Annotated in this window: 16 protein-coding genes and 3 pseudogenes; 3 read left to right on the top strand and 16 right to left on the bottom strand. The window is 62.7% G+C overall.

Features of this window, described 5'->3' with window-relative positions; translation table 11 throughout:
• From M3461_12420 to M3461_12435, 4 genes are all read right to left on the bottom strand, one after another.
• On the bottom strand, positions 1 to 907 hold a 907-nt coding region (locus tag M3461_12420), incomplete at its 3' end, for an integrin alpha (protein MDQ3775095.1).
• A gap of 515 nt (positions 908 to 1,422) precedes the next feature.
• Positions 1,423 to 3,345: a hypothetical protein gene (locus tag M3461_12425; protein ID MDQ3775096.1), complete on the bottom strand. Its 1,923-nt coding sequence runs from the start codon at positions 3,343 to 3,345 to the stop codon at positions 1,423 to 1,425.
• Between the two features lie 630 nt (positions 3,346 to 3,975).
• Positions 3,976 to 4,842, bottom strand: a complete 867-nt coding sequence (locus tag M3461_12430; GenBank protein ID MDQ3775097.1) for a helix-turn-helix domain-containing protein — start codon at positions 4,840 to 4,842, stop codon at positions 3,976 to 3,978.
• 508 nt (positions 4,843 to 5,350) lie between these two features.
• The gene (locus M3461_12435; GenBank protein ID MDQ3775098.1) at positions 5,351 to 5,488 is read right to left on the bottom strand and encodes a hypothetical protein; all 138 of its coding nucleotides are present in this window, start codon (positions 5,486 to 5,488) and stop codon (positions 5,351 to 5,353) included.
• A gap of 213 nt (positions 5,489 to 5,701) precedes the next feature.
• Here M3461_12435 and M3461_12440 point away from each other — a divergent pair, with 213 nt between their 5' ends.
• The gene (locus tag M3461_12440; protein MDQ3775099.1) at positions 5,702 to 6,409 is read left to right on the top strand and encodes a hypothetical protein; all 708 of its coding nucleotides are present in this window, start codon (positions 5,702 to 5,704) and stop codon (positions 6,407 to 6,409) included.
• 181 nt (positions 6,410 to 6,590) lie between these two features.
• Here the strand turns inward: M3461_12440 and M3461_12445 are convergent, their stop codons facing one another.
• The 10 genes and pseudogenes from M3461_12445 to M3461_12490 all read right to left on the bottom strand — a co-directional run bounded on the left by M3461_12445 (position 6,591) and on the right by M3461_12490 (position 19,179).
• Positions 6,591 to 7,337: a M48 family metallopeptidase gene (locus M3461_12445; GenBank protein MDQ3775100.1), complete on the bottom strand. Its 747-nt coding sequence runs from the start codon at positions 7,335 to 7,337 to the stop codon at positions 6,591 to 6,593.
• Between the two features lie 63 nt (positions 7,338 to 7,400).
• Positions 7,401 to 8,051: a response regulator gene (locus M3461_12450; protein MDQ3775101.1), complete on the bottom strand. Its 651-nt coding sequence runs from the start codon at positions 8,049 to 8,051 to the stop codon at positions 7,401 to 7,403.
• Positions 8,052 to 8,092: 41 nt separating this feature from the next.
• A pseudogene (locus tag M3461_12455) lies at positions 8,093 to 10,854 on the bottom strand (sensor histidine kinase KdpD).
• Between the two features lie 141 nt (positions 10,855 to 10,995).
• Positions 10,996 to 11,619: pseudogene (gene kdpC, locus M3461_12460) on the bottom strand (potassium-transporting ATPase subunit KdpC).
• Between the two features lie 12 nt (positions 11,620 to 11,631).
• Positions 11,632 to 13,735 (bottom strand): annotated as a pseudogene (gene kdpB / locus M3461_12465) (potassium-transporting ATPase subunit KdpB).
• Between the two features lie 108 nt (positions 13,736 to 13,843).
• Positions 13,844 to 15,652 carry a potassium-transporting ATPase subunit KdpA gene (kdpA, locus tag M3461_12470; GenBank protein MDQ3775102.1) on the bottom strand — a complete coding sequence of 603 codons (1,809 nt, stop codon included), beginning with the start codon at positions 15,650 to 15,652 and terminating at the stop codon, positions 13,844 to 13,846.
• Positions 15,649 to 15,741, bottom strand: coding sequence for a potassium-transporting ATPase subunit F (locus tag M3461_12475; protein ID MDQ3775103.1), 93 nt, complete (start codon positions 15,739 to 15,741; stop codon positions 15,649 to 15,651). Before M3461_12475 ends, kdpA begins: the two co-directional genes overlap by 4 nt.
• A 726-nt stretch (positions 15,742 to 16,467) precedes the next feature.
• Positions 16,468 to 17,007 (bottom strand): hypothetical protein, encoded by a 540-nt coding sequence (locus tag M3461_12480; protein MDQ3775104.1) that lies wholly within the window; start codon positions 17,005 to 17,007, stop codon positions 16,468 to 16,470.
• A 361-nt stretch (positions 17,008 to 17,368) separates the two neighbouring features.
• Entirely contained in the window at positions 17,369 to 18,034 is a 666-nt protein-coding gene (locus tag M3461_12485; GenBank protein ID MDQ3775105.1) for a response regulator transcription factor, read from the bottom strand.
• A gap of 674 nt (positions 18,035 to 18,708) precedes the next feature.
• Positions 18,709 to 19,179: a hypothetical protein gene (locus M3461_12490; protein ID MDQ3775106.1), complete on the bottom strand. Its 471-nt coding sequence runs from the start codon at positions 19,177 to 19,179 to the stop codon at positions 18,709 to 18,711.
• Positions 19,180 to 19,314: 135 nt separating this feature from the next.
• On the opposite strand from M3461_12490, the gene M3461_12495 reads away from it, so the two are divergent.
• Entirely contained in the window at positions 19,315 to 20,028 is a 714-nt protein-coding gene (locus tag M3461_12495) for a sugar phosphate nucleotidyltransferase (GenBank protein MDQ3775107.1), read from the top strand.
• Between the two features lie 255 nt (positions 20,029 to 20,283).
• Here the strand turns inward: M3461_12495 and M3461_12500 are convergent, their stop codons facing one another.
• Complete coding sequence (locus M3461_12500) at positions 20,284 to 21,234, bottom strand: PKD domain-containing protein (GenBank protein MDQ3775108.1); 951 nt, start codon at positions 21,232 to 21,234, stop codon at positions 20,284 to 20,286.
• A gap of 266 nt (positions 21,235 to 21,500) precedes the next feature.
• Here M3461_12500 and M3461_12505 point away from each other — a divergent pair, with 266 nt between their 5' ends.
• Entirely contained in the window at positions 21,501 to 22,019 is a 519-nt protein-coding gene (locus M3461_12505) for an asparagine synthase C-terminal domain-containing protein (GenBank protein ID MDQ3775109.1), read from the top strand.
• A gap of 46 nt (positions 22,020 to 22,065) precedes the next feature.
• Here M3461_12505 and M3461_12510 read toward each other — a convergent pair.
• Positions 22,066 to 22,905 (bottom strand): transposase (locus M3461_12510; GenBank protein MDQ3775110.1); only part of this gene is annotated, 840 nt, incomplete at its 5' end.

The following is a 22,905-nucleotide window of genomic DNA, read 5'->3' on the forward strand; positions in this document are numbered from 1 at the left end:
CCCCCGCGCCGCCGAAGACTACATAGCTGGCACCGGAGGAGTCGCCGTTCGGGTCGGCACCGAGCGCCCCGATGAGGACGTCATCCACCCCATCGCCGTTGACATCCCCGGCCGTGCTCACCGCGACGCCCGAGACGTCACTGGCCGCGACGCCCGAGAGCCTGAAGCCGTTGGTGCCGTCGAGGGCCGAGAGCTCGAGGTTGCCGCCATTCCCGACCCCCGCACCGCCGAAGACCACATAGCTCGCACCGGAGCCGTCGCCGTTCGGGCCGGCGCCGGATGCCCCGATGAGGATGTCATCCGTCCCGTCGCCGTTGACATCCCCGGCCGTGCTCACCGCGCGGCCCGAAAGGTCATAGGCCGCGACGCCCGAGAGCCTGAAGCCGTTGGTGCCATCGAGGGCCGAGAGCTCGAGGTTGCCGCCATTCCCGACCCCCGCACCGCCGAAGACCACATAGCTCGCACCGGAGGTGACGCCGTTCGGGTCCGCGCGGTATGCCCCGATGAGGAGGTCATCTATCCCATCGCCGTTGACATCCCCGGCCGTGCTCACCGCGGCGCCCGAGAAGTCACCGGCCGCGGCGCCCGAGAGCTTGAAGCCGTTGGTGCCATCGAGGGCCGAGAGCTCGAGGTTACCGCCATTCCCGACCCCCGCGCCGCCGAAGACCACATAGCTGTCACCGGATTCGTCGCCGTTCGGGTCGGCACCGAGCGCCCCGATGAGGACGTCATCCACCCCATCGCCGTTGACATCCCCGGCCGTGCTCACCGCGCGGCCCGACAAGTCAAAGGCCGCGACGCCCGAGAGCCGGAAGCCGTTCGTGCCATCGAGGGCCGAGAGGTTGATATTGGCCGGGAAGGCCGCGAGCGCCGGGCCCGGTGCTAAGGCCGTCAGCCCCAGGGCCATCCACAGCTCGGTGCGCCGCGGGAAAGGCGGGTGTTGCCCAGACACCCGGACACGTTTCGATGGGCGTTTCCGTTTAGACATGATTACCTCCTGATAGGGTTGTCGATGTGCGCCCCTTAGAAAATGAACCCCGCGCAAGGCGCCAAAGTTGGGGCGCGCCCTGCCTCGCGCTGGGTGGCTCGGGGAACACCGATGCCAGCGGTGACCCCTGGATGCCCTTCGACGATTGTCGGCCGCCGGTCGGCACGGGTCCTCGACCTCAGGCTGCAAGCGTAGCTGAAGGATCCGCCCGCCCAGTAGGACTAATCTGCTCATCAATAGGACAAAGGTGCGGATCACTAGGACTTTTTTGCTGCGTTATCGATGGCACGGCTGGGAGCAGATCTGAACGTATACGGCGGAACGCCCACAAAACGGGCTTCCGCCCTGTCGCTAACCTTGATTAGAACAGCAGTGGCCCGGTCGGAGCGACCGGGCCACTGGCCATTGGCTGAGCTTCGGGCCCATCTCCGGGCTTACGGCACGCCACGCGTTTGTTCGCAGCTCGTGGCCGTATCGGTTCCGCGGCCGCCGTTGCATTTATCGTCGGAACCGGGGCCGCCGTCCATGGCGTCGTCGCCGCTCTGCCCGAACAGCCGGTCGTTGTCTGTGCCTCCCTTCAAGACATCGTTGCCACCCCCGCCGAACAGTTGGTCCTTGCCTTGGTCGCCGAATAGCTGATCGTCACCCTTGCCGCCACAGATGACATCATTGCCCCCACGACCCCGGATGATGTCGTTCCCGCCCCGTCCATGGATGACGTCGTTGCCCGGGGTGCCGACGAGCGTGTCGTTGCCAAAGGTCCCGACGATGGTCGCCGGCAAGCCATTACACGTGACCGAGACCGGCGGCGCCGCCTGGCCGAAGACCACATAGCTGGCACCGGAGAAGTCGCCGTTCCGGTTCGGGCCGCCGGGCGCCCCGATGAGGAGGTCATCTATCCCGTCGCCGTTGACATCCCCGGCCGTGCTCACCGCTTGGCCCGAGTAGTCACCGGCCGCGACGCCCGAGAGCCTGAAGCCGTTCGTGCCATCAAGGGCCGAGAGCTCGAGGTGGCCGCCACGCCCGACCCCCGCACCGCCGAAGACCACATAGCTCGCACCGGAGAGCCCGCCGTTCGGGTCGGCGCCGAATGCCCCGATGAGGAGGTCATCCACCCCATCGCCGTTGACATCCCCGGCCGTGCTCACCGCGGAGCCGGAGCGGTCATCGAACGCGACCCCCGAGAGCTTGAAGCCGTTCGTGCCATCGAGGGCCGAGAGCTCGAGGTGGCCGCCACGCCCCACCCCCGTGCCGCCGAAGACCACATAGCTCGCCCCGGAGGCGTCGCCGTTCGGGCTGGCGCCATCTGCCCCGATCAGGAGGTCATCCGTCCCGTCGCCGTTGACATCCCCGGCCGTGCTCACCGCGCGGCCCGAGAAGTCACGGAATGCGACGCCGGAGAGCCTGAAGCCGTTCGTGCCATTGAGGGCCGAGAGCTCAAAATTGCCGCCATTCCCGACCCCCGCACCGCCGAAGACCACATAGCTGGCCCCAGAGTAGTCGCCGTTCGGGTCGGCGCCGTCTGCCCCGATGAGGAGATCATCCACGCCATCGCCGTTGAAATCCCGGGCCGTGCTCACCGAGACGCCCAAGTAGTCATGGTGCGCGACGCCCGAGAGACTGAAGCCGTTGGTGCCGTCGAGGGCCGAAAGCTCGAGGTTGCCGCCAGTCCCCACCCCCGCACCGCCGAACACCACATGGCTCGCACCGGAGAAGGCGCCGTTCCGATCGGCGCGGTATGCCCCGACCAGGAGGTCATCCATCCCATCGCCGTTGACATCCCCGGCCGTGCTCACCGCTTGGCCCGATTTGTCAAAGGCCGCGACGCCCGAGAGCCTGAAGCCTTTCGTGCCATCGAGGGCCGAGAGCTCGAGGTTGCCACTGCTCCCCACCCGCGCACCACCGAAGACCACATAGCTCGCACCGGAGGAGAAGTTGGGATTGGGTGCCCCGATGAGGAGGTCATCTATCCCGTCGCCGTTGACATCCCCAGCCGTGCTCACCGAGACGCCCGACAAGTCACCGGCCGCGGCGCCCGAGAGCCTGAAGCCGTTGGTGCCGTCGAGGGCCGAGAGCTCGAGGTTGCCACTGCGCCCCACCCCCGCGCCGCCGAAGACCACGTAGCTCGCCCCGGAGTCGTCGCCGTTCGGGTCGGCGCCGGGTGCCCCGATGAGGAGGTCATCCAACCCATCGCCATTGACATCCCCGGCCGTGCTCACCGCGGAGCCCGATTGGTCAAAGGCCGCGGCGCCCGAGAGCCTGAAGCCGTTCGTGCCGTCGAGGCTCCCCAGGTTGATATTGGCGGGGAAGGCTGCGAGCGCCGCGCCCGGTGCTAAGGCTGTCAGCCCCAAGGCCATCCACAGCCCCGCGCGCCGCGGGAAAGGCGGGTGTTGCCCAGACACCTGGACACGTTGCGATGGGCGTTTCCTTTTAGACATAGCTACCTCCTGATAGGGTTGTCGATTTGCGCCCCTTAGAAAATGAACCCCGCGCAAGGCGCCGTAGTTGGGGCGCGCCCTGCCTCGCGCTGGGTGGCTCGGGGAACACCGATGCCAGAGCGGTGAAACCCCGATGCCATTCGACGACTGTCGGCCGCTGGTCGGCACGGGTCCTCGACCTCAGGCTGCAAGCGTAGCTGAAGGATCCGCCCGCCCAGTAGGACTAATCTGCTCATTATTAGGACAACGGTGCGGATCAGTAGGACTTTTTTGCGCGACGCGGCCCAAACCGTGCCGAAATGGTGCACGCGGGGACGACAGTCGCCGCCGATGGTGGTGCTCGGGTCTCGACGGCGGAATGGGGCGAGGTGGAGACCCCCTACCACGCGCGGTCACCCATCGGGCTTTTTTATCCCCTACCCTCTCCCGGAGGAGGGGATGAAAGGTTAGCCTCTCCCGGAGGGAGAGGGGATTTAGGAAGGCGATCCATGACCGTGGGCAGCATCGTGACTCTGCCGTCTCAAGCGCATTCCGAGGTGCGGCGTTCGCCTACGAGCGCGCGCCGCCAGGCGCATGTTCAGGGTGAGGGGCCGAGTGCTGAGCCTGGTAGTCGCGCGGGGTCATGCCGTAACGGCGCCGAAAGACACGGCCGAAATACGAGCAATCGTTGAAACCGGCGGCCAAGGCCGCCTGCTTGACGGAGGTCTCGGCCATCGCCAGTAACTCGCAGGCCCGTTCGAGGCGGTATCGAAGGAGATAGCGCCGGAACGAGGTGCCATGCTCTTTCTTGAAGGTCCGGCTGAAATGGGAACCGCTCATGTGACAGGCCATCGCCAAATCCTCGAGGCGGAGGTCGTCGGCGAAGCCCTGTTCGAGACGGACGAGCGCGGCGGCGGTTCGCGACACGGTATGGTCCGGTCCTCCAGCGCAGGCGCCTTCAGGTTGGGACGGTAACCCTGTTGCCGGGGGGCCGGCCGGGAACTGCGCGTGATCCCGGCCCAAGGCCAGCAGCATGCGGATCTCCCTGACCAGCTCGTGCAGGGCGATCGGTTTGACCACATAACTCGATGCGCCGCTCCGATAGGCCAGGACCATCGTCTCCTTCGCGTGGTCGTTCGTCAGCATGACGAGCGGCGCATAGGGATACCGAGCGCTGGTCTCCGCGAGGAGGCGTATGCCGTCGCCTCCCGGGTGATCGTGTTCGAAACAGATGAACGACGGGGATAGCTTCTCGATTGCGAGGCGAAGGTCTTCGTGACCCGAGATCCGATGGCCGGGATAGAGATCGCAGAGATCGTGAAAAAGCAGCGATGAGTCTCGGGTCAGCTCCACCCATAAAAACGGTGGCTCGCGGAACGGGGCAGCGCGTGTGGCCCCGGAAAACCCTGATCGTTGCGGCGTCTCTTTCGCTGCCATGCCTCCTCCTTGGCCCGCGGAGCACGACGCGTCCCCCGAAAGCTTCTGGGGATCGCCCGCGGGCGATTACTCACCTGGCGGGTCGCACAAGCTCGAAAATGGCTTGTATTCTTCGTGAGGCGACCCGTCGTAGCGCTCATGGAACGCTAAGGCATCTCGCATACCAGCGTGGAAGCCTGGCACGAGGTATAATTTCACAGTTTTCTTGTGACGTATTTCCTTGACTTTCCGGCTAGTGGGTATGCTCTTGACTCCAGCTACCACTATGCGTCGGCGTTGGTCCACGAGCATGGGCACTAGCGGTGGGGGCAAGTGGAGTCAAGGGCATACCCACTTTGCGCGGAGCAGGATTGCGCAGCACAAAGACGGCCCGCCAGACCGAGCGGACCGGTGATCGCAGCAGGGTGGTGGTGAGAAATCCGGGCTAGGCTCGCCGCCAAGCGGTTCCAACCCATTTATTTGATACAAGCGTCGCCGATGGGCGACGGATCCTCTGAGGCGGCGCGCCTCACGCGCGTTCGGTGACCAATCCCCCCAGCGCGGGGAAATGTTCCGCCGGGAGCGGCGGGCCGAGGAGATACCCCTGGATCTCGTCGCATCCATACACCCCCTCGGCCACGACCCGTAGCCTCAACTGGTGCGCCATCGCCACGATCCCTGGACGATGGCGACATCGTCGGGATCGTCCTGGACGCCGAAGGTCAGACCTCCTGATCTCACCGACCTATCCTGCTAGACTTGGTGTTTCAGGGCGGCTCGCTCCCGATCATGCTGGTGGCGGCCGTGTGGCTCTTGGAGCGCCGGCTCAACCTCAAGCTCCTGTAAGCGCGGGCGTCCTGCACCTGGACGAAACGACTAAATGGAACCCTTGAGATTTCTGCATATCCCGAAGACCGCCGGGACCACATTGACTTTTGTCCTGCGCCGGTGGTACGAAGGTAGCCCCCATTTTCATTTCTCGGGCAACGTTGGGGAGGACCTGAAACGCTATGACGCGTTGCCGGACGAGGTGCGGAAGCAGATCGCGCTCTTCACCGGGCATGCGGGCATCAAGACCGGCATACCGGCAGCGGACAACATCCCGATCATCACGCTGCTCCGAGAGCCGGTCGCCCGGGTCAAGTCGTTCTGCCAGCACGTGTCGGAGCGAAAGAGCCCTTACCTCCTGTACCTATTCCCCCCCGATGCATTCGACCTCGATGCGTTTCTTTGCAGCGATAACGGCGAGCTGTCCAATCTACAAACGAAACTGTTACTGGGTAGGTCGATCGAGGGGCTATCGGCGTCCGAGGCGGTCGATATCGCCCTCGGCAATCTCCTGGAAAAGATCACCTGCTTCGGGATCCAAGAGCACTTCGACGAGAGCCTGGCCCTCATCGCATGGACGCTCGGCATTAAACCACCGGCCTATGGGTCCCGGAACCAGAGGGATCCGACCCGGGCGCTGCGGTTCGACAGGTCGCACCTCGACAAGATCATCGAGCTCAATGCGATCGATCTGGAGCTATATGAACGCGCGAGACAGAGCTTCATGCAAAGGACCGGTCTAGCGGCGTGTCGGACTTAGGTTGGACGGTAAAGCGGCGGCGCAGGTGCTGAGCACGACCATCGTTGGTCGAGTGCTCATTGATGCTATAGGGGCCGTGACCCTTCTTGGCATGGCTTGCTCCTCCTGAATTGACCGTCAATTTAGTATGCCTGTAGGCCTACGGAAAATAAATCTGTCCCCCTTATCCTGTCCTCTCGGTTCAGACCCGTTTTGCCCAAACAGGTACCGATCTCCACCCGTCGCGCATCCTGCCGCGTAGGGCGTCGGTCTTGGGTTCGTAGCGGCGGACCATCGCCCAGAAACGACTCGAATGATTCTGCACCAGGGTATGGCAAAGCTCGTGTATGAGGACGTAGCGCACCAGTTCTCGCGGCAGAAAAAGCAGCTTGCAGTTGAGATTGATTCGTCCATCCGCCGTGCAACTGCCCCAGCGTGTACGCTGATTCTTCAACCCCATGCCGGAGAAACGCAGGCCGGTTTCCTCGGAGACGCTTTCGAGCCAAGGCAGGAGCGTTTGCTTTGCGCGGCGGGCCAGCCAGCGGCGCAGCGCGGCCTGACAGGCTCTCGCATCCTCGACTGCGCCAGAAACCACAATGCGGCCGGAACGGTCCGCTCGGGCCACCACGGTTTTGGCGCGCGTTTCCCGATACTCCACGCGCCATGACTCGCACAGCGCCGGCAGGTCGATAGCGTGCGGCCGCACGGCCGCGGCCGCAGTCAGTCGATGGCCCACTTCGTCGAGCCGCGTGAGGCGCTTTCCGATCCAGTCGGATCGGCCGACGACCAGCTCGATAATGCGCGCGACCGGGACGCCGATCGGCGCCGTTACCAGCAGACCCCCGCGGACATCGAGCTTCAAGCGCACCGAGCGGCTCTTGTGCGACGTTCGTATGGAGAAATCGAGCCGTCGGCCATCCTTCAGTTCGATGTGCGGCGTCTGGGCCATCCGATGGGTCCCTCTTACGCACTGTCGGCCGGCGAGCGGCGCATAAGCTGGTTTTCTCGGGGCCTATTCCGCCGCGAGTCGATAACCGACGCCCACCTCCGTGAGCAAAAAGCGCGGCCGGGCCGGCTCCTCTTCGAGCTTGTGGCGTAACTGCCGCATGTAGATGCGCAGGTAATGGCCTTGATCGGCGCGCGCGCTACCCCAGACGTCGTGCAGCAGTTGCCGGTGCGTGAGGGTCTTGCCGGCATGCTTGACGAGCACCGACAGCAGGCGATACTCGATCGGGGTCAAATGGACTTCCTGGCCTCGGATCGAGACCCTGCGGCTCAACAAATCGACCTTCAAGGGCCCCACGGAAAAATCGCTCTGCCCATCGTTCGCGGGGACCATGGCTGCATGGCGCAAAGAGACGCGTACACGCGCAAGCAGCTCGGCAGCCCCGAAGGGTTTTGTGAGGTAATCATCGGCACCGGCGTCGAGGGCGGCGACCTTCTGCGCTTCCTGGTCGCGTGCGGATAGAACGATGATCGGGACACGGGACCACGCGCGCAGTTGCCGGATGACCTCGATACCGTCGAGGTCCGGCAATCCCAAGTCGAGGATCACGAGGTCGGGCTTGCGCGTGCCGGCCTCGATCTGGCCGCGCCGGCCGCTCTCGGCCTGGAAGACGAGGTAGCCTTGGGCCGCCAGCACGGTCTTGAGCAGCCGGCGCATCGGCGCCTCATCCTCGAACCACGACGACCGTTAACGAGTGGCTAGCCATACGCCGCGGTTTCCGTGTCGTCTTCCACCCCGACCCTAGGTGGCGACGCATGTCTCGGGATGAGAAATCGAAAGACCGCTCCCCCCGTCGGTCCGGGCTCGGCCCAGATCCGGCCGCCATGGGCATCCACGATGGCGCGGCAGATGGCCAGTCCCAGCCCCACCCCCAGGTTCCCGCTTTCTCGTTGGGTGCGATAAAATTTATCGAACACCCGCTTATCTTCTCCCGGCGCGAGCCTGGGCCGCTGTCGGCAACGGAGACGATGACGCCCTCGGTCTCTTCCTCTGCAGCGATCTCGATGCCACCACCCGACGGCGCGTACTTGACCGCATTCTCCAAGAGATTCACCAGCACGCTTTGAATCATGAGCCCATCGACGAAGATGAGCGCGAGATCGGCCGGCAGCCGAGTGACGACCGGGTGATGAATTAACTGGCTGCCAAGCTCGGTCAGGGCCGCGCCGATCAGCTCCTCCAGGGTTTGCCACTCGCGATTGAGCGCGATCGTGCCGGATTCCAACCTCGCCATCTCGAGCACCTTGTTGACCAGTCGGCTCATATAGGCGGCCTCGTCCTTGATAGTCTCTGCGAGCTCCTTGCGGGCCGCCTCATCGAGTTTCCAGGTGTCGCTGCTGAGCGCGCCCGCTGCACCCACGATGGCCGCGAGCGGCGTGCGCAGATCATGGGAGATGGCGCTCAACAAGATGTTCCGCAGCCTTTCGGCCTCGACGCGAAGCAGGCTGTCTTGAGCCTGCGCGGCCAATCGCACCCGCTCCAGGGCCAGCCCGATCTGGTTCGCGAAAAGCTGCAAGAGGCGTTGCTGCTCAGGGGCGAAGACCCGTCGCGGATCGGTCGGCAGTATCGCGATGACGCCCAGCGTCTGCTCGGAGCCGCCGAGCGGCCAATACAGGGTATCACTCGCCGGCAGGGTATCGGTGGCACGACCGGCCGGTGTCCCGTGGTCATGGACCCACTGGGCGATGGCCAGATCGGCCCCGTGCAGGGAGCCGAACTGGCTCTTGGTATTCGGGTAGGTGATCTTGCCTCGCTCATCGGGGAGCAGGATCACGCAAGGGCTGTCGAAGGCCTCGTAGAGGTGCTTGATTGCCGCGCGCAGGATCGGTTCCTCGCCCCGCGTGGCGCTCAAGTCCCGACTCATCGCGTACAGCAAGGCGGTGCGGCGCTCGCGGTGGCTCGCGATCTTCGCCTGCAACCGTACGCTCGATGCCAAGCTACTGATGATAAGGGCGACACTCAGCATGACCGCAAAGGTGACGAGATATTCGGTGTCGCTGACGGCAAACGAGAAGCGCGGCGGCACGAAGAAAAAGTCGAAGCTGATCACGCTCTGCACCGAGGCCAATATCGAAGGTCCGCGGCCATGGCGATGGGCCACCAAACCGACACCGAGGAGGTACACCATGATGAGGTTGCTGAGCGCGAAGTACGGGAACATCAGCGCGCAGACGCCCGTGCAGACGACTACCGTGAAGGTTGCCCAGAAGAGCTCGGGCCGACGGTACCAGGCCTTGGTATCTTGCGGAGCGGCGAGGCCGAGGAATTCACGGGTGCGCAGGAAATAGGGACGATGCCGGGCGAAGATCCCCGATTCGGCGGTCTCGCCGGTGATGAACAAGACATCGATGTCGGCGCTGTGGCTGAGGATGTATTCGACCGCCGATCCGAAAAGCCAGCGTCGCCACGCCGGGGTGCTCGCCTTGCCGAGGACGATCTTGGTCGCGTTGCGTTCCCTCGCGTAGGAAAGAACCGATTCACCGATGTAGTGACCGGTGAGCGTGACGGTCTCGGCCCCGAGCTCTTCCGCGAGACGCAGGGTCGCCAGGATGCGGGCACGCCTCATCTCCGGCAGTCGCTGGAGTTTGGGGGTCTCGACGTAGACCGCGATCCATTCGGCACCCAGCGTTTGAGCGAGCCGCCGGGCGCCGCGCACGATGCGCTCGGCCTGTGCATCGGCACCGATGCATACGAGCAAGCGCTCCTTGACCTGCCACACGTCCCGGATGGACCAGTCGTCACGATACTGGCGCATCTGTGCGTCGACCCGGTCGGCCGTGCGCCTCAGCGCCAGCTCGCGCAGCGCAATCAGGTTGCCTTTGCGGAAGAAATGCTCGACCGCCCGCTCGGCTTGATGGGGGATGTAGACCTTGCCGTCTTTCAAGCGCTGCAAGAGATCATCGGGGGGCAGATCGACCAGCTCCACCTCATCGGCTTCTTCCAGCATCTTGTCCGGAACGGTTTCCCACACGCGGATGCCGGTGATCCTGCCGACCACGTCGTTCAGGCTCTCCAGATGTTGGACGTTGATTGTGGTATCGACGTCGATCCCGGCATCGAGCAACTCCTCGATGTCGTGCCAGCGCTTCGGATGGCGCGACCCTTCTACGTTGGTGTGGGCGAGCTCATCGACGAGGATCAAAGAGGGCCGGCGCTCGAGTGCCGCATCGAGGTCGAATTTCTGGAGCCGGGTCCCGCGGTACTCCACCTTGCGCCTTGGAAGTTGTTCGAGCCCCGCGAGCAGGGCCTCGGTTTCCACACGGCCATGGGTCTCGACCCAGCCGACCAGGACATCCTCGCCCTCCGCGCGACGCTCCTTCGCCTCGGCGAGCATCGCATAGGTCTTGCCCACCCCCGCTGCGGCCCCGAAGAAGACCTTGAGCCGCCCGCGGCGGCTCTTCTCCTCCTGTCGTTGGATACGACTCAGCAACGCATCGGGATCGGGGCGCTGATCGTTCATCGGTTGCACCGGTCGCAAAAGCGAATCTTCAGCGTGTCGCCAAATCTAAAAAGAAAATTCCAGGAGACCCGCCATTCCCTGAGACGTAATGTGCTCGCGCTTTCAAACCCAGCCCTCGCGCTTGAGATAGCGGTACGGGATCTACCCATCTTCTCGCGTTTCGCTGTCCGGATCCATCGATGGCAGCGCATCCAGGGCCAGGTTCAGGCGTAGCACATTAACCCGCGGCTCACCGAGGATCCCGAGCTGGCGGCCTTCGGTATGGTTGGCGACGAGCTTTCGCACGCCCTCTGCATCGAGGCCGCGAGCCGTTGCCACCCGGTTGACCTGAACCTCGGCCGCTGCGGGGCTGATATGCGGATCGAGCCCGCTGCCCGAGGCGGTCACCAGATCTACCGGGATGGGCTTGGCCGGGATGGGCTTGGCCTCGGAAGGTTCGAGTCGGCGTATCGTCTCGATCCGCGCTTTGACCGCCTCGAGGAGCGCGGGATTGAGCGGCCCGAGATTGGAGCCGCTCGAAGCAGCGGCGTTATAGGGGAAGGGGCTCGTGGCCGAGGGTCAGCCCCAGAAGTATTTCGGATCATCGAACGGTTGGCCGATCAAGGCCGAACCCAGCGCCCGGCCGTCCTCCAAGATCAAGCTACCCGTGGCCTGTTCGGGAAACGCCCATTGTGCAATCCAAGTTACGGCGAGCGGATAGACCATGCCGCTCAAGACCGTGAGCAGGCCGAAAAGGCCGATGGCCGGTCTGATGAGCTTCGACATCTGCGCGTCTCCTTAGACTAGACCCAATGCAACGAGGCAGAGGTCGATCGCCTTGATGCCGATGAACGGCACGATCAATCCGCCCACGCCGTAGATCCAGAGGTTCTTGCGTAACAGCGCTTGCGCGCCGAGGGAGCGGTATGGGATCCCCTTGAGCGCCAAGGGGATGAGCAGGGGGATGATGAGCGCGTTGAAGATCACGGCCGAGAGGATGGCGCTTTCCGGTGTCGCCAGATACATCACGTCTAGCACCTCCAGCTCAGGATAGGTAGTGACGAAGGCCGCCGGAATGATGGCGAAGAACTTGGCCACGTCGTTGGCGATGCTGAAGGTGGTGAGGGCACCGCGGGTCATCAGCATCTGCTTGCCGGTCTCCACGACCTCGATGAGCTTGGTCGGGTTGGAGTCCAGATCGACCATGTTGCCGGCCTCCTTGGCCGCTTGGGTGCCGGTGTGCATGGCCACCGCCACGTCGGCTTGCGCGAGCGCCGGGGCGTCGTTGGTGCCGTCACCCGTCATCGCCACAAGCCGCCCGCCCGCCTGGTGCTCGCGGATGAGCGTGAGCTTGGCCTCGGGGGTGGCCTCGGCGAGGAAATCATCGACGCCGGCCTCAGCGGCAATCGCCGCCGCGGTCAGCCGATTGTCGCCGGTGATCATGACGGTCTTGATCCCCATGTGGCGAAGCTGCGCGAAGCGCTCCTTGATGCCGCCCTTGACGATGTCCTTGAGCTCGATGATGCCCAGGACCCGCGGGCCGTCCGACACGGCGAGCGGCGTGCTCCCACGCCGTGCGACCATATAGACCAGCTTTTCCACGTCGTCGGGGAACGCACCGCCTTGTAACTGGACGTGGGCGCGGATGGCCTCGGGGGCGCCCTTTCGGATCTGGCGGGCGCCGAGATTCACCCCACTCATCCGGGTGTGGGCACTGAACGCCACGAAGGTCGCGTCGAGGGCCTGAATATCCCGTCCGCGCAGGCCGAACTGGTGCTTCGCCAAGACCACGACGCTGCGGCCTTCGGGGGTCTCATCGGCGAGCGAGGCCAGTTGTGCGGCGTCCGCCAATTCCTTTACCGCGACGCCGCCTGCATGGAGAAACGCCGTCGCCTGCCGGTTGCCGAGCGTGATGGTGCCGGTCTTGTCGAGCAGGAGCACATCGACGTCACCGGCCGCCTCCACGGCCCGGCCGGATACGGCGACCACGTTCTTCTGCATCATCCGCCCCATACCGGCAATCCCGATCGCGGAGAGCAGCGCCCCGATGGTGGTCGGGATGAGGCAGACGAGCAACGCCACGAGCACTGTGATGGTGACCGGTACACCGGCCTTCATGACCTCCACACTATAGGCCGAGAACGGCAGGAGGGTCACGGTGACGAAAAGAAAGATGAGCGTCAACGCCACGAGCAAGATGGTGAGCGCGATCTCGTTCGGTGTCTTCTGGCGTTTGGCCGCCTCGACCATGGCGATCATGCGGTCGAGGAACGCCTCGCCGGAGTTCACGGCGATGCGCACGCAGAGCCAGTCCGAGAGCAGCCGGGTGCCGCCGGTGACGGCGGAGAAATCACCGCCCGACTCCCGGATCACCGGGGCGGACTCGCCCGTGATGGCGGACTCGTCAACAGAGGCCACGCCCTCGATCACCTCACCGTCGGCGGGAATGAGATCGCCCGCCTCGACCAGTACCACATCGCCCTTTCGCAGCAGACGTCCCTCCACCTTGGACCAAGAGCCGCCTTGCCGCGGCTCATGGAGGCGCTTCGCCATCACCGCTCGGCGCGCCCGGCGCAGTGAGGCCGACTGGGCCTTGGCCCGGCCCTCGGCGACGCTCTCGGCGAAGTTAGCGAACAAGAGCGCGAACCAGAGCCACAGGGTTACTGCCAGGATGAATCCTGGCGGGGCCTCGCCTTGGCCCACCAGCGCCTGGATATACACGGGCCGTGGTGAGGAGACTCCCCAGGTACACCACGAGCATCACCGGGTTACGCCACTGGTACTGGGGTGCCAGCTTCTTGAACGAGTCCCCAATCGCCTGGCGCAAGATCGTGGGATCGAAGAGCGAGTCCCATACGGTCTTGGGCAGCGGGTAAGGAATAACCACCGTTTCGCCAGTCATGTCGATCTCCAATCTTTTCCCTCGCTCTCGCCATGTGAAAGGGGGTCAACGGTTTCTCAGCGAGATTCTCTCCACTCTCCCCTTGAGGGAGCGGGTTAGGGATCCAATTCACTTCGCTCCGATCAACATCAGATGCTCCACCACCGGACCGAGCGCCAGGGCGGGGATGTAATTGAGGGCGCCGACCATGAGCACCGTACCGATGAGCAGCACGACGAACAGCGGCGTGTGCGTGGGCAGGGTCCCGAGACCCGACGGGACGAGCTTCTTCGCCGCGAGCGATCCGGCGATCGCGAGCACCGGCACCGCGATCCAGTAGCGCCCGAGGAACACGGCGATCCCGAGCGCCGTGTTGTAAAAAGGGTTGTTGGCGCCTAGCCCCGCGAAGGCGCTGCCGTTGTTGTTGCCCGCCGAGGAAAAAGCGTAGAGAACCTCGGAAAAGCCGTGGGGTCCGGGGTTGAAGATGGTTGCCTTTCCCGCCGTGAGCGACACCGCGAGGGCGGTGCCGAAGAGCACCAAAAGCGGCGTGACGAGGATGGCGATGCCCGCCATCTTCATCTCGAATGCCTCGATCTTCTTGCCCAGGTACTCGGGGGTGCGCCCGATCATGAGGCCCGCCACGAACACGGCGATGATGGCGAAGACCAGCATCCCGTAGAGCCCCGAACCGACCCCGCCGAAGACCACCTCGCCGAGCTGCATGAGCCACATGGGTACCAGTCCGCCGAGCGGGGTGAAGGAGTCGTGCATGGCGTTCACCGAGCCGTTCGAGGCCGCGGTGGTGGCGGTGGCCCAGAGCGCCGAGTTGACGATGCCAAAGCGCGTCTCCTTGCCTTCCATGTTGCCACCGGCCTGTGCATCGTTCGCCGTTTGGTCGACCCCCAGGGCGGCAAAGGCCGGGTTGCCCTTCCATTCCGCATACTCGGCGGGCAGCAGGAGACCGACGAAGAGGATCGTCATCGCGGCGAGTATCGCCCAACCCTGGCGTGTGTCGCCCACCATCTTGCCGAAGGTATAGCAGAGCGCCGCCGGGATTAAGAGAATGGCGAGCATCTCCAGGAAGTTCGAGAAGGGTGTGGCGTTCTCCAGCGGATGCGCCGAATTCACGTTGAAGAAGCCGCCACCGTTGGTGCCGAGTTGCTTGATGGCGATCTGGGAGTCCGCCGGCCCCACGGCGATCACCTGCTCTTTGGCCGTTACGGTCTCGGTCAGGGGGTTGCCCGAGGCGTCAGTGAGCGGTGTACCCTCGGCATCCAGCGTAGGCTGTTCGTAGGTCACGGGTTCGAGGAGCGGCACACTCTTGTAAGCATCGAAGGTCTGCACCACGCCCTGGCTGACAAGAACCACCGCGAGGATCAGCGAAAGCGGCAAGAAGATGTAGAGCGTGCTACGGGTCATGTCTACCCAGAAGTTCCCGATGCCGTCCGCAGAGCGCCGGGCGAACCCCCGGATGAGCGCCACCAAGATGGCCATACCGGTCGCGGCGGAGAGGAAGTTCTGCACGGTGAGCCCGAGCATCTGGGTGAGATAGCTCATGGTCGTCTCGCCCCCGTAGCCTTGCCAGTTGGTGTTGGTGGCGAAGCTCACCGCCGTATTGAATGACGAATCCGGGGTGACGGCAGCGAGTCCCTGGGGATTCAAGGGTAGATAGGCCTGCAGGCGCTGTAGACCGTAGACGGCAACGGCGCCCAAGAGGTTGAACAGCAGCATGGCCAGGGCATACTCGGTCCAGCGCATGTCCTTCGCGGGATCGACTCCGCACAGGCGATAGAGGAGACCCTCGAAACGCGCACCGATCCGGTTGAGCCCCGCCGGCCGGCCTTCGTAGATGCGGGCCATATAGGCGCCGAGCGGTTTCACCAGCGCGAGCAGCACGGCGAGATACAGGAAGATCTGGAGAATGCCATTGGCGCTCATGAAAACCACTCCGGTTTCACCAAGGCGATGGCCAGGTACACGAAGAGCGCAACCGCGACGCCGCCGCTGAGCAGGTATAGCCAGCTCATTCGGACCTCCGGAGGCGTTCGCAGGCGTACACCAGCGCCACCGTGGCGACAAAGAAGATGATAACTATTGAAACATAGATAAGGTCCATGGCACTCTCCTCTTTAGGAAATATGTCATCGTTATTCAGCACGCCAGCCACCTCACCGGCCAATCACAGTAGGCGTTCGGCATGCGCGGCGAGCAGATCCGCTTTCGAGTCCGGCCCACGGTGGTTTCCCGGTCGGTCCGCGGTGGTCGCCGCATGCCGCAACACGTGCGAAAACACCAACATCACTAGGGGCTAGTATAGGCACATGCGCGTAAAAACGCCGTAAGAGATCCACGGTTGCTCGTAAAGATCGCGTAAAGATCCCGGCGCTTGAATAAACAGAGGCAAGATGTCGCCGTAGCCGAAGCGCGCAACGAATTTGAGCTTTGCGGCCGACGCCCGCACGAGCCCGGCAAGCATGCTGAGCACCGGCGCCGCCTCGAGGCCGCCTTGTCCTGCTGCGGTCCATCCAGGCGTGCTTGCTCGGGTGGAATCGACTCTCGGCACCGGTATCCGCACCGAGCGCCGAGACCTGGATCACGCGGCGACCGGCCGATGCACGCCTCGCCGGACCGTAGGTCCGTCCGTCTCCAATGCAATCTGCAAATGGCGACGAGGAAACCATCGGCCCCGAGGAGCAGCACGTTCCTGCGCCGTTCCTCGATTGCAAGTGGTTTAGCTTCGATCTCTCAATCGTCTATTTGACGCGCATCCCCGCGGGCGATGCGCAGATCCACCTTGCCGAAGTCCTCGATCGAGATCGGTTGGGCGATGGGGGCGACCTCGACCGGCCCGGCGCCAGCGGATCGCGTCGGTGTGGGTGCAAGGGAGTTTCCATCACAAGGGCCGCGATCCGTTTGGGTTCGATACGGGTCAGGAGGTGCTCGTAGGGCACGAGCGGGGGCGGTTCGTCCGCGAAGGAGAGTTCGCCGCAGTTCAGGAACGCCTCGACGCGCAGTGCGAGGCTCGGCAGGACCGGCTTGAGCCACAGGCTCAGGTATTGAAAACCTCGCAGGCACACCGAGCACTTGGTGCAGGGTTTCTCGCGTGGCCGGATCCTCCACCCCTTTGCCCTGGGTCCAGAATCGATGTACTCGACCAGGGGTCCCAGGTAGATGGGGTCGTTGGCGTAGGGCAGCGCGCTGGTGACGACGATCTCGCGGGGGAGTCGTCCATGGGGGGTTGGCTCGGCGGCGTGCGGGCGCATTAAGTACCACCAAGCGCCCGTGTATGTCATGAACCGTATCGTGCTCTACCGTGAGCGCGCGGCGAGGCCCGGGATGCCGAGCGCGGCGCGGGCCCGGCTCGGGTGGTACCTGTTCCCGATGCGGTCTATGCCGTCCCGGCAGAGCCGCCGGAAGGCAGCACCGATGCGAGCCTCGGTCGACCGACCGGCGATTGATGGACATGGTGCCGGGATATCTCTCGAATCGCAGCCACAACATGCTGACGCGCAGCCATTTAATCGGCACGTGATTCGGCAGCCCCGCTATCGTGGCGCTGCCCCCTTATAGGGGCTTTGTGGGCTCGCTCGGCCTCCCCGGTTCTAGCTAGGACGGCAGGTCACTTTGTTTGAGGCCCTTTCCGGCTCGTCGGCCTCATCGCCTACTGGCGGAACGCGTCTGGACCCACCCCTTCTCTCGAGCGTGCAGTAACAGCGCGACCCGGCTGGTGACCTTCAGCTTCGCGTAGATGTGGTGGACATGTGTTTTGACCGTCCCTTCGCCGATAGACAGCCTCTTGCCGATGGCCTTGTTGCTGAGGCCCCGCGCCACTAGGCGCACCACCTCGAGCTCGCGCCGCGTCAGCACCCCACCGTCCCCTTGCGCCTTGATCTCACGCTGCCGGATCCTCCCCAGCAGGCGGGTGACCGAGCGCGTCTCGATCCATTCGCCGCCCGCGTGCACCTTGCGTATGCACTGCAGTAGGAGCCTGGGTGCCATCTCCTTGAGCACCACGCCGCGCGCACCGAGACGAATGGCCTCGACGATCTCCTGCTCGTCGATCCCCCCATACGCGAAGACCACCGCTCGCGTCGGCAGATTCTCGTCTTGCATCTTGCGCAAGAGCGTCAGGCCATCCGTTGTCGAGGGGCTGACGCCGAGCACCAGAACCGCTGGCCGGTGCCGGCGCACGGCCTCCAGTGTTTCTGCACTGTTGGCATGGCTAGCGAGGACCAAGAAATCCTGCTCGCGCGCAAACACGTCCTTCAGTCCGTGGAGGACGATCGGTTGGTGGTCGGCGAGGACTAGGGTGATGCGCATCGGCTCCCCCCACGGAGGGCCGCCGCCGGGCCAAGACGGGTCTGTCGGATCGAGATCGGGGGCACAAGCGCACCGTGGACCTAGGTTAAGAGCTGTACGATAACGCCCTTCCACCGCCTCTGCATCCCCTTATTTGGGGGGGCGCGCACTTATGAAAATGAGGGCATCTCTGAGGACACGTAGCGTAATCGCGTTGACGTACACGCGTGAAGACCCCGACACCGATAAAACCAAGAGTGACCGGCTTCATGTCTATCATCGCTAAGGGGACCCCGTTTCCCATGCAGGCGGCAAGAGCGACCACTGGTATTTAGGGGCTGACGCTCGGCTCCCAGCACACATCGCATTCGTTGACTCGCGCGCTGCTGGATGCGGGACCAGCGAGCGATTCATCAGCGGGGCCACCGCAGCTTAATAAAATACCAACATTGAGTAGGCGGCGCACTTTCGACGTGGAGTTGTGTCCGCTCGTGTGTATCATAGGCGGGTGAGGACCAGAAAAGCGCCGGCTTGTGCACAAAGTTGATCCACGAGGGATAGTCTTCGAGGCTCTCTCGCATTATACGCCCCGGCGATGAGCCCGGCGGAAGGCCGCGCGCCGGCCTTCGATCTCGAAGAGGCCCCCTTGCTATTGCCTCGACAGATTCGCAGGGAGGCGCCAGCCGCTGAGCCGGTCAGCGCCGGATGGCAAGGGACCTCCATGGTCCCCGTTCGCTCCGCCGCGCGCCGAGCGCGATGCCTACCTCCCTTTCGTAGGTGCTGAGATAGCCCAACATGACCGCCGCGATCACGAGGTACACGCTGCGGGTGAGGAAGCAGTTCAGCGCGAAGGCGGGATCGCGTAAGATATCCCCCGAACAGAGGCCGAGGCCGACGAATATCGCCTGGGGGCGACCGACGTCCATGGCACGCCCTGCCATTGCCAGCGAAGCCTGAAGCTCCTTCGTGCTTCCCGAGTGGGGGTGACCGGTCGACTTGGGCCACGTATATCGAAAGATGTAGAAACCCACCCCCGTCGATATATTGACCTTATCGCTTACGCCATTTATAGTCCCTCCACGGACGGCCAGGCCCTCTTCCTTCATCTCGCTTAGGAAAGGAAAGCCGGCGATGACGTGCCGTGTGGTGGCGTGTCGTTTTCTCATGATCCGCGGCGTGCAACCAAGAGGAAGATTCATGGACAGAAGGTCAAAAACAGGAGGTGATGCGATACTCAGGCCCCTAGTGGCCTTATGGAAGAGCTGGGTACGCGCTCACTGGTCAAGTTGATGCCGCAAGACATCCAGGCCGTTATCATGGCGGGCGGCAAGGGCGCGCGTCTACGTCCCTATACGTTGGTCCTCCCGAAGCCGATGATGCCGGTTGGCGACCAGCCGGTAATCGAAATCTTAATAAAGTGGCTCAGGCGCTGGGGCGTTAAGCAGGTATTTATTACCACAGGATATCTCGGACACCTCATTAGCGCACTTTGCGGCGATGGTAAGCAATGGGGCCTAGACATTATTTACACTCGGGAACCCGAACCACTGGGCACCATAGGCGGTTTGCGGTTGCTACAGGACTATCTTACCGAAACCTTTGTCGTTATGAACGGTGATCTAATCACTGATCTCGACCTGCGTGCGCTCGTCGCTCTACACCGGCAACGCAAAGGGTTGGTCACCATCGCGGTCAACCATAAGCCCATTGTTATCGATTTAGGTGTATTAGAGAACGGAAGGAATGGGCGGCTTAGCGCATTTCGCGAAAAGCCTACGCTGAGTTTCCAAGTTAGCATGGGTATCTACTGCTTAGAACCAAGTGTTCTGGATCTTATTCCGCAGAACGTGCCGTTCGGTTTCGACAGCCTGATGCACGAGATGCTGCTTCGTGATTTGCCCGTGTATCTTTACAAGCACGACGGTCTGTGGATGGATATCGGGCGAGCCGAGGATTTCTGTAGGGCGCAAGAATCCTTTCTACGAGAAGATATGTCCCGTGTTCTCGGCGCTTGAATCCCAATCTATCAGGGAAGTGCGCAGGCTCGCGCTTGGGGAGAGTATTCACCACTGTATTGACAGTAAGCGACCCCCCATCGAGGTACAGCTTGACGCCAGAAGGAGGACTGGTGCCAGCATATGTGACGACAACATGCTGTCGAAATAATCTTCTGAAGGTTTTCATATCTGCAAATTTTCCTTTAAACAATGACAAAAATGCCTTTGACGACCCCCCTTACTTTTACTCAATAATTTCCATATCGATCTTGATTACATGCGGGGTTCTAGTCCCTCGGTGGATACCCAGGCGATGTAGGCAATGGTCTGGGTGGTAGGAGCGTGGGGGTTTATCTCTTCATCGCGATCCTCCTTTCGCAGATGAAAATCGAAGCCATGGAGGCTGATCTTTTGAACGCTACCGATCCCCGTCGTGTCTTCTGAGGAAAAAATGAGCCCGGTGTTCACCTCGGGGACTTGCGCAAAGGTTTGGTTGAAGCTCAATGTCTTAACAGTGCTTTTGCTGTCCATCTCAAACTGTCCGGCTTCCAGCTGAGTGCCATCCTCTAAAGAGTGGCTGCCGTGCTCGGCCACGATATAGCGTACGGTGGCCATAGACGCCCCCTCCGCTTGAGGGTCGAGACGGATCTCAAACCCGTCCGCATCCACATTGCGGATCCTAACCCCGGTGGGATCGCTTTCGTTTAACGGTTTGGCTGCCACGATGGGGTCCATGAAGGAGTGGCTATAGCTCACCCGCGTCCAGTGATCGGACACACTCACCTCGCTTACCTCGCGGGTTTCTGACGGCCGAGAGGGAGCCAGGTCGGCCGTTTCCGTCTCAATGGGCGGAGGTTCATAGGAGGGCTGACGGACGGTGATAGGAGTTACCTTCGTATCCGCCCCCCGGGGCCCCACCGCCAGCAGACGGACCGTATAGGTCCCGGGGGCGGTGTAGGTATGGGTGGGATGCTCTGCGGGGCTGGCGCTTCCATCCCCAAACTCCCAACTCCAGGAGGTAATGGGGCCGGTGGAGGTATTGATAAAGGCCACGGTGAGGGGGAGCTGAACCGCAGCCACATTAGGGCTAAAGCTCGCGTTCGGTGCTAAGGGGACCTGTTCTGCATAGGTAGGAGCCAGTGGGAGCAGTAAGCCAAAGACTAATCCAAGGTTTGAAGCGGAAATCCGGAAGCGGAAAAAAGGAAAGAGGGATAATCGAAACATGGCAGTATTTCCTTATATATATAAACTGTGTAGGCCAGTGGCCTTGCGTCCCAACCTGCGGGCCTTAGCGCTCGCTTTCGCGAAAACTTTAGAGAATCTTTTCGCTGATCGCTACGTCTTAGCGTTCCGAGTAGCCCTCACCCATTGACCGGTCATGCTCAGGGATCTTCTCATTGTTTACTGTAGGTATGATTTATTAGCTGGTGATTTGTGTAACATAATGAGATCACGCTTCACCAGAAGCTTTGTAGGCAGAGGAGAGCAACATGGCGAAGCGGTGCGGTTTTCAGTTCCAGGACATTCATACGTTTTTTGAGTTCCCTTTTTGGCGAAGACGTGCATGCCAAGCGCGTCTACTCGTTGGCCAACGTCGGATGGAAATCACGAGCACCAATCTTCCAATGCTATTGCGCTTCGAAGACAAGAACTCGATGGCACACTCGGTAGAAGCAAGACTACCGTTTCTGGATTATCGGGTGATGGAATTCAGTTTGGCGCTTCCAACTGCTGTAAAGATTCGCAACGGATGGACCAAATGGATTTTGCGGCAGATAAATCAGAAGCGGCTTCCGGCTTCTGTCGCCTGGAGAAAAGACAAGGTGGGATTCGCAGCTCCGACGCAGAGCTGGCGTGTCGCGCACCAGCAGCAGATGATCCGGGACATATCCCGGTCTCCGTTGATCAGAGAGTTATCTTTTGTCGGAACCGATTGGAACAGTATTGCGCAATCTTTGGGCAGCTCGTCTTTATGGCGGCTATATAACCTGGCAATTTGGGAGTCATGACTTACATTCCGCACATCGAGGACACAGTTCGGGGCGATTTCCGCGGCTATTTTGTCGGCTGGTAGGCGTGTAGCGGCACGCCGAGCAGTGGGAGCACCTGGCGCTGGAGGTCTGTGAGCTCGGTGTCGAAGACTTGGACGGTGTGGCCGTCACGGAGCAGCGTATGCCGTTCGGCGAGGCTGAACAGACGCAGGATCTGCTCTGTTGTCGGGCGCCTGCATTGGCGCCGCTCGGGGTAGATCGGCAGCTCCTCGATACTCTGGCGCTTCATCGCCTGGCGTAGCTCGCGCTCGATCAGTGCCTGCACCATCAGCGCGAGGAAGTACAGGGTGAAGAACGCCTCGATGCGCGCTTCATGCTTCAAGAGCACCGGAGCGATCTCGTGCACGGTCTTGAGTTGTTCGAAGCGCTTTTCGATCTTCGGCTGGCCCTTGTGGGCTTCCAGGACTTGGGCCGGGGAGAGGCTGCGGTCGTTGGTGAGCAGCGGGTACATGCCGTCGCTTTTCTGGTCGTAGGCGATGGCCGCTTCGTCGATGCTCCACTCGATGTCGTAGCGCCGGCGGGTGATCCTGCGGTAGGCCATGTCAGGGCCCGGGCGGCCGCGACGCGCCTGCTTGTAACTGTGTTCCTCGCGCACGGTGCGCTTGACCTCGAGGTAGCGCCCGACGTGGTGCTGATCGAGGATCATGGCGAGGCGCAGGTCGATCTGAGCCGCCGCGCGCAGCCGCGCTCGTGCGCGCCCGAGCCGCTGGCGCAGCCCGGTGAGCGCTTCGATCGCGGCGGCAATGTTCCTTTGCCGCCGCGCCTGCTGGTGCAGCGTGAGCAACGTGCTCCAGACCCACACGATTGTCCAGAGCTCCGCGGAGGGCAGTTCGGCCTTATGGAC

Source organism: Pseudomonadota bacterium, from assembly GCA_030860485.1.
Classification (GTDB): Bacteria; Pseudomonadota; Gammaproteobacteria; order JACCXJ01; family JACCXJ01; genus JACCXJ01.

Bases quoted from the DNA above. Each gene is read 5' to 3' on its own strand.
- M3461_12425 (MDQ3775096.1), bottom strand. From the start codon at position 3,345: ATGGCCTTGGGGCTGACAGCCTTAGCACCGGGCGCGGCGCTCGCAGCC.
- M3461_12430 (MDQ3775097.1), bottom strand. From the start codon at position 4,842: ATGGCAGCGAAAGAGACGCCGCAACGATCAGGGTTTTCCGGGGCCACA.
- M3461_12435 (MDQ3775098.1), bottom strand. From the start codon at position 5,488: ATGGCGCACCAGTTGAGGCTACGGGTCGTGGCCGAGGGGGTGTATGGA.
- M3461_12440 (MDQ3775099.1), top strand. From the start codon at position 5,702: ATGGAACCCTTGAGATTTCTGCATATCCCGAAGACCGCCGGGACCACA.
- M3461_12445 (MDQ3775100.1), bottom strand. From the start codon at position 7,337: ATGGCCCAGACGCCGCACATCGAACTGAAGGATGGCCGACGGCTCGAT.
- M3461_12450 (MDQ3775101.1), bottom strand. From the start codon at position 8,051: ATGCGCCGGCTGCTCAAGACCGTGCTGGCGGCCCAAGGCTACCTCGTC.
- kdpA (MDQ3775102.1), bottom strand. From the start codon at position 15,652: ATGAGCGCCAATGGCATTCTCCAGATCTTCCTGTATCTCGCCGTGCTG.
- M3461_12475 (MDQ3775103.1), bottom strand. From the start codon at position 15,741: ATGAGCTGGCTATACCTGCTCAGCGGCGGCGTCGCGGTTGCGCTCTTC.
- M3461_12480 (MDQ3775104.1), bottom strand. From the start codon at position 17,007: ATGACATACACGGGCGCTTGGTGGTACTTAATGCGCCCGCACGCCGCC.
- M3461_12485 (MDQ3775105.1), bottom strand. From the start codon at position 18,034: ATGCGCATCACCCTAGTCCTCGCCGACCACCAACCGATCGTCCTCCAC.
- M3461_12490 (MDQ3775106.1), bottom strand. From the start codon at position 19,179: ATGAGAAAACGACACGCCACCACACGGCACGTCATCGCCGGCTTTCCT.
- M3461_12500 (MDQ3775108.1), bottom strand. From the start codon at position 21,234: ATGTTTCGATTATCCCTCTTTCCTTTTTTCCGCTTCCGGATTTCCGCT.
- M3461_12505 (MDQ3775109.1), top strand. From the start codon at position 21,501: ATGGCGAAGCGGTGCGGTTTTCAGTTCCAGGACATTCATACGTTTTTT.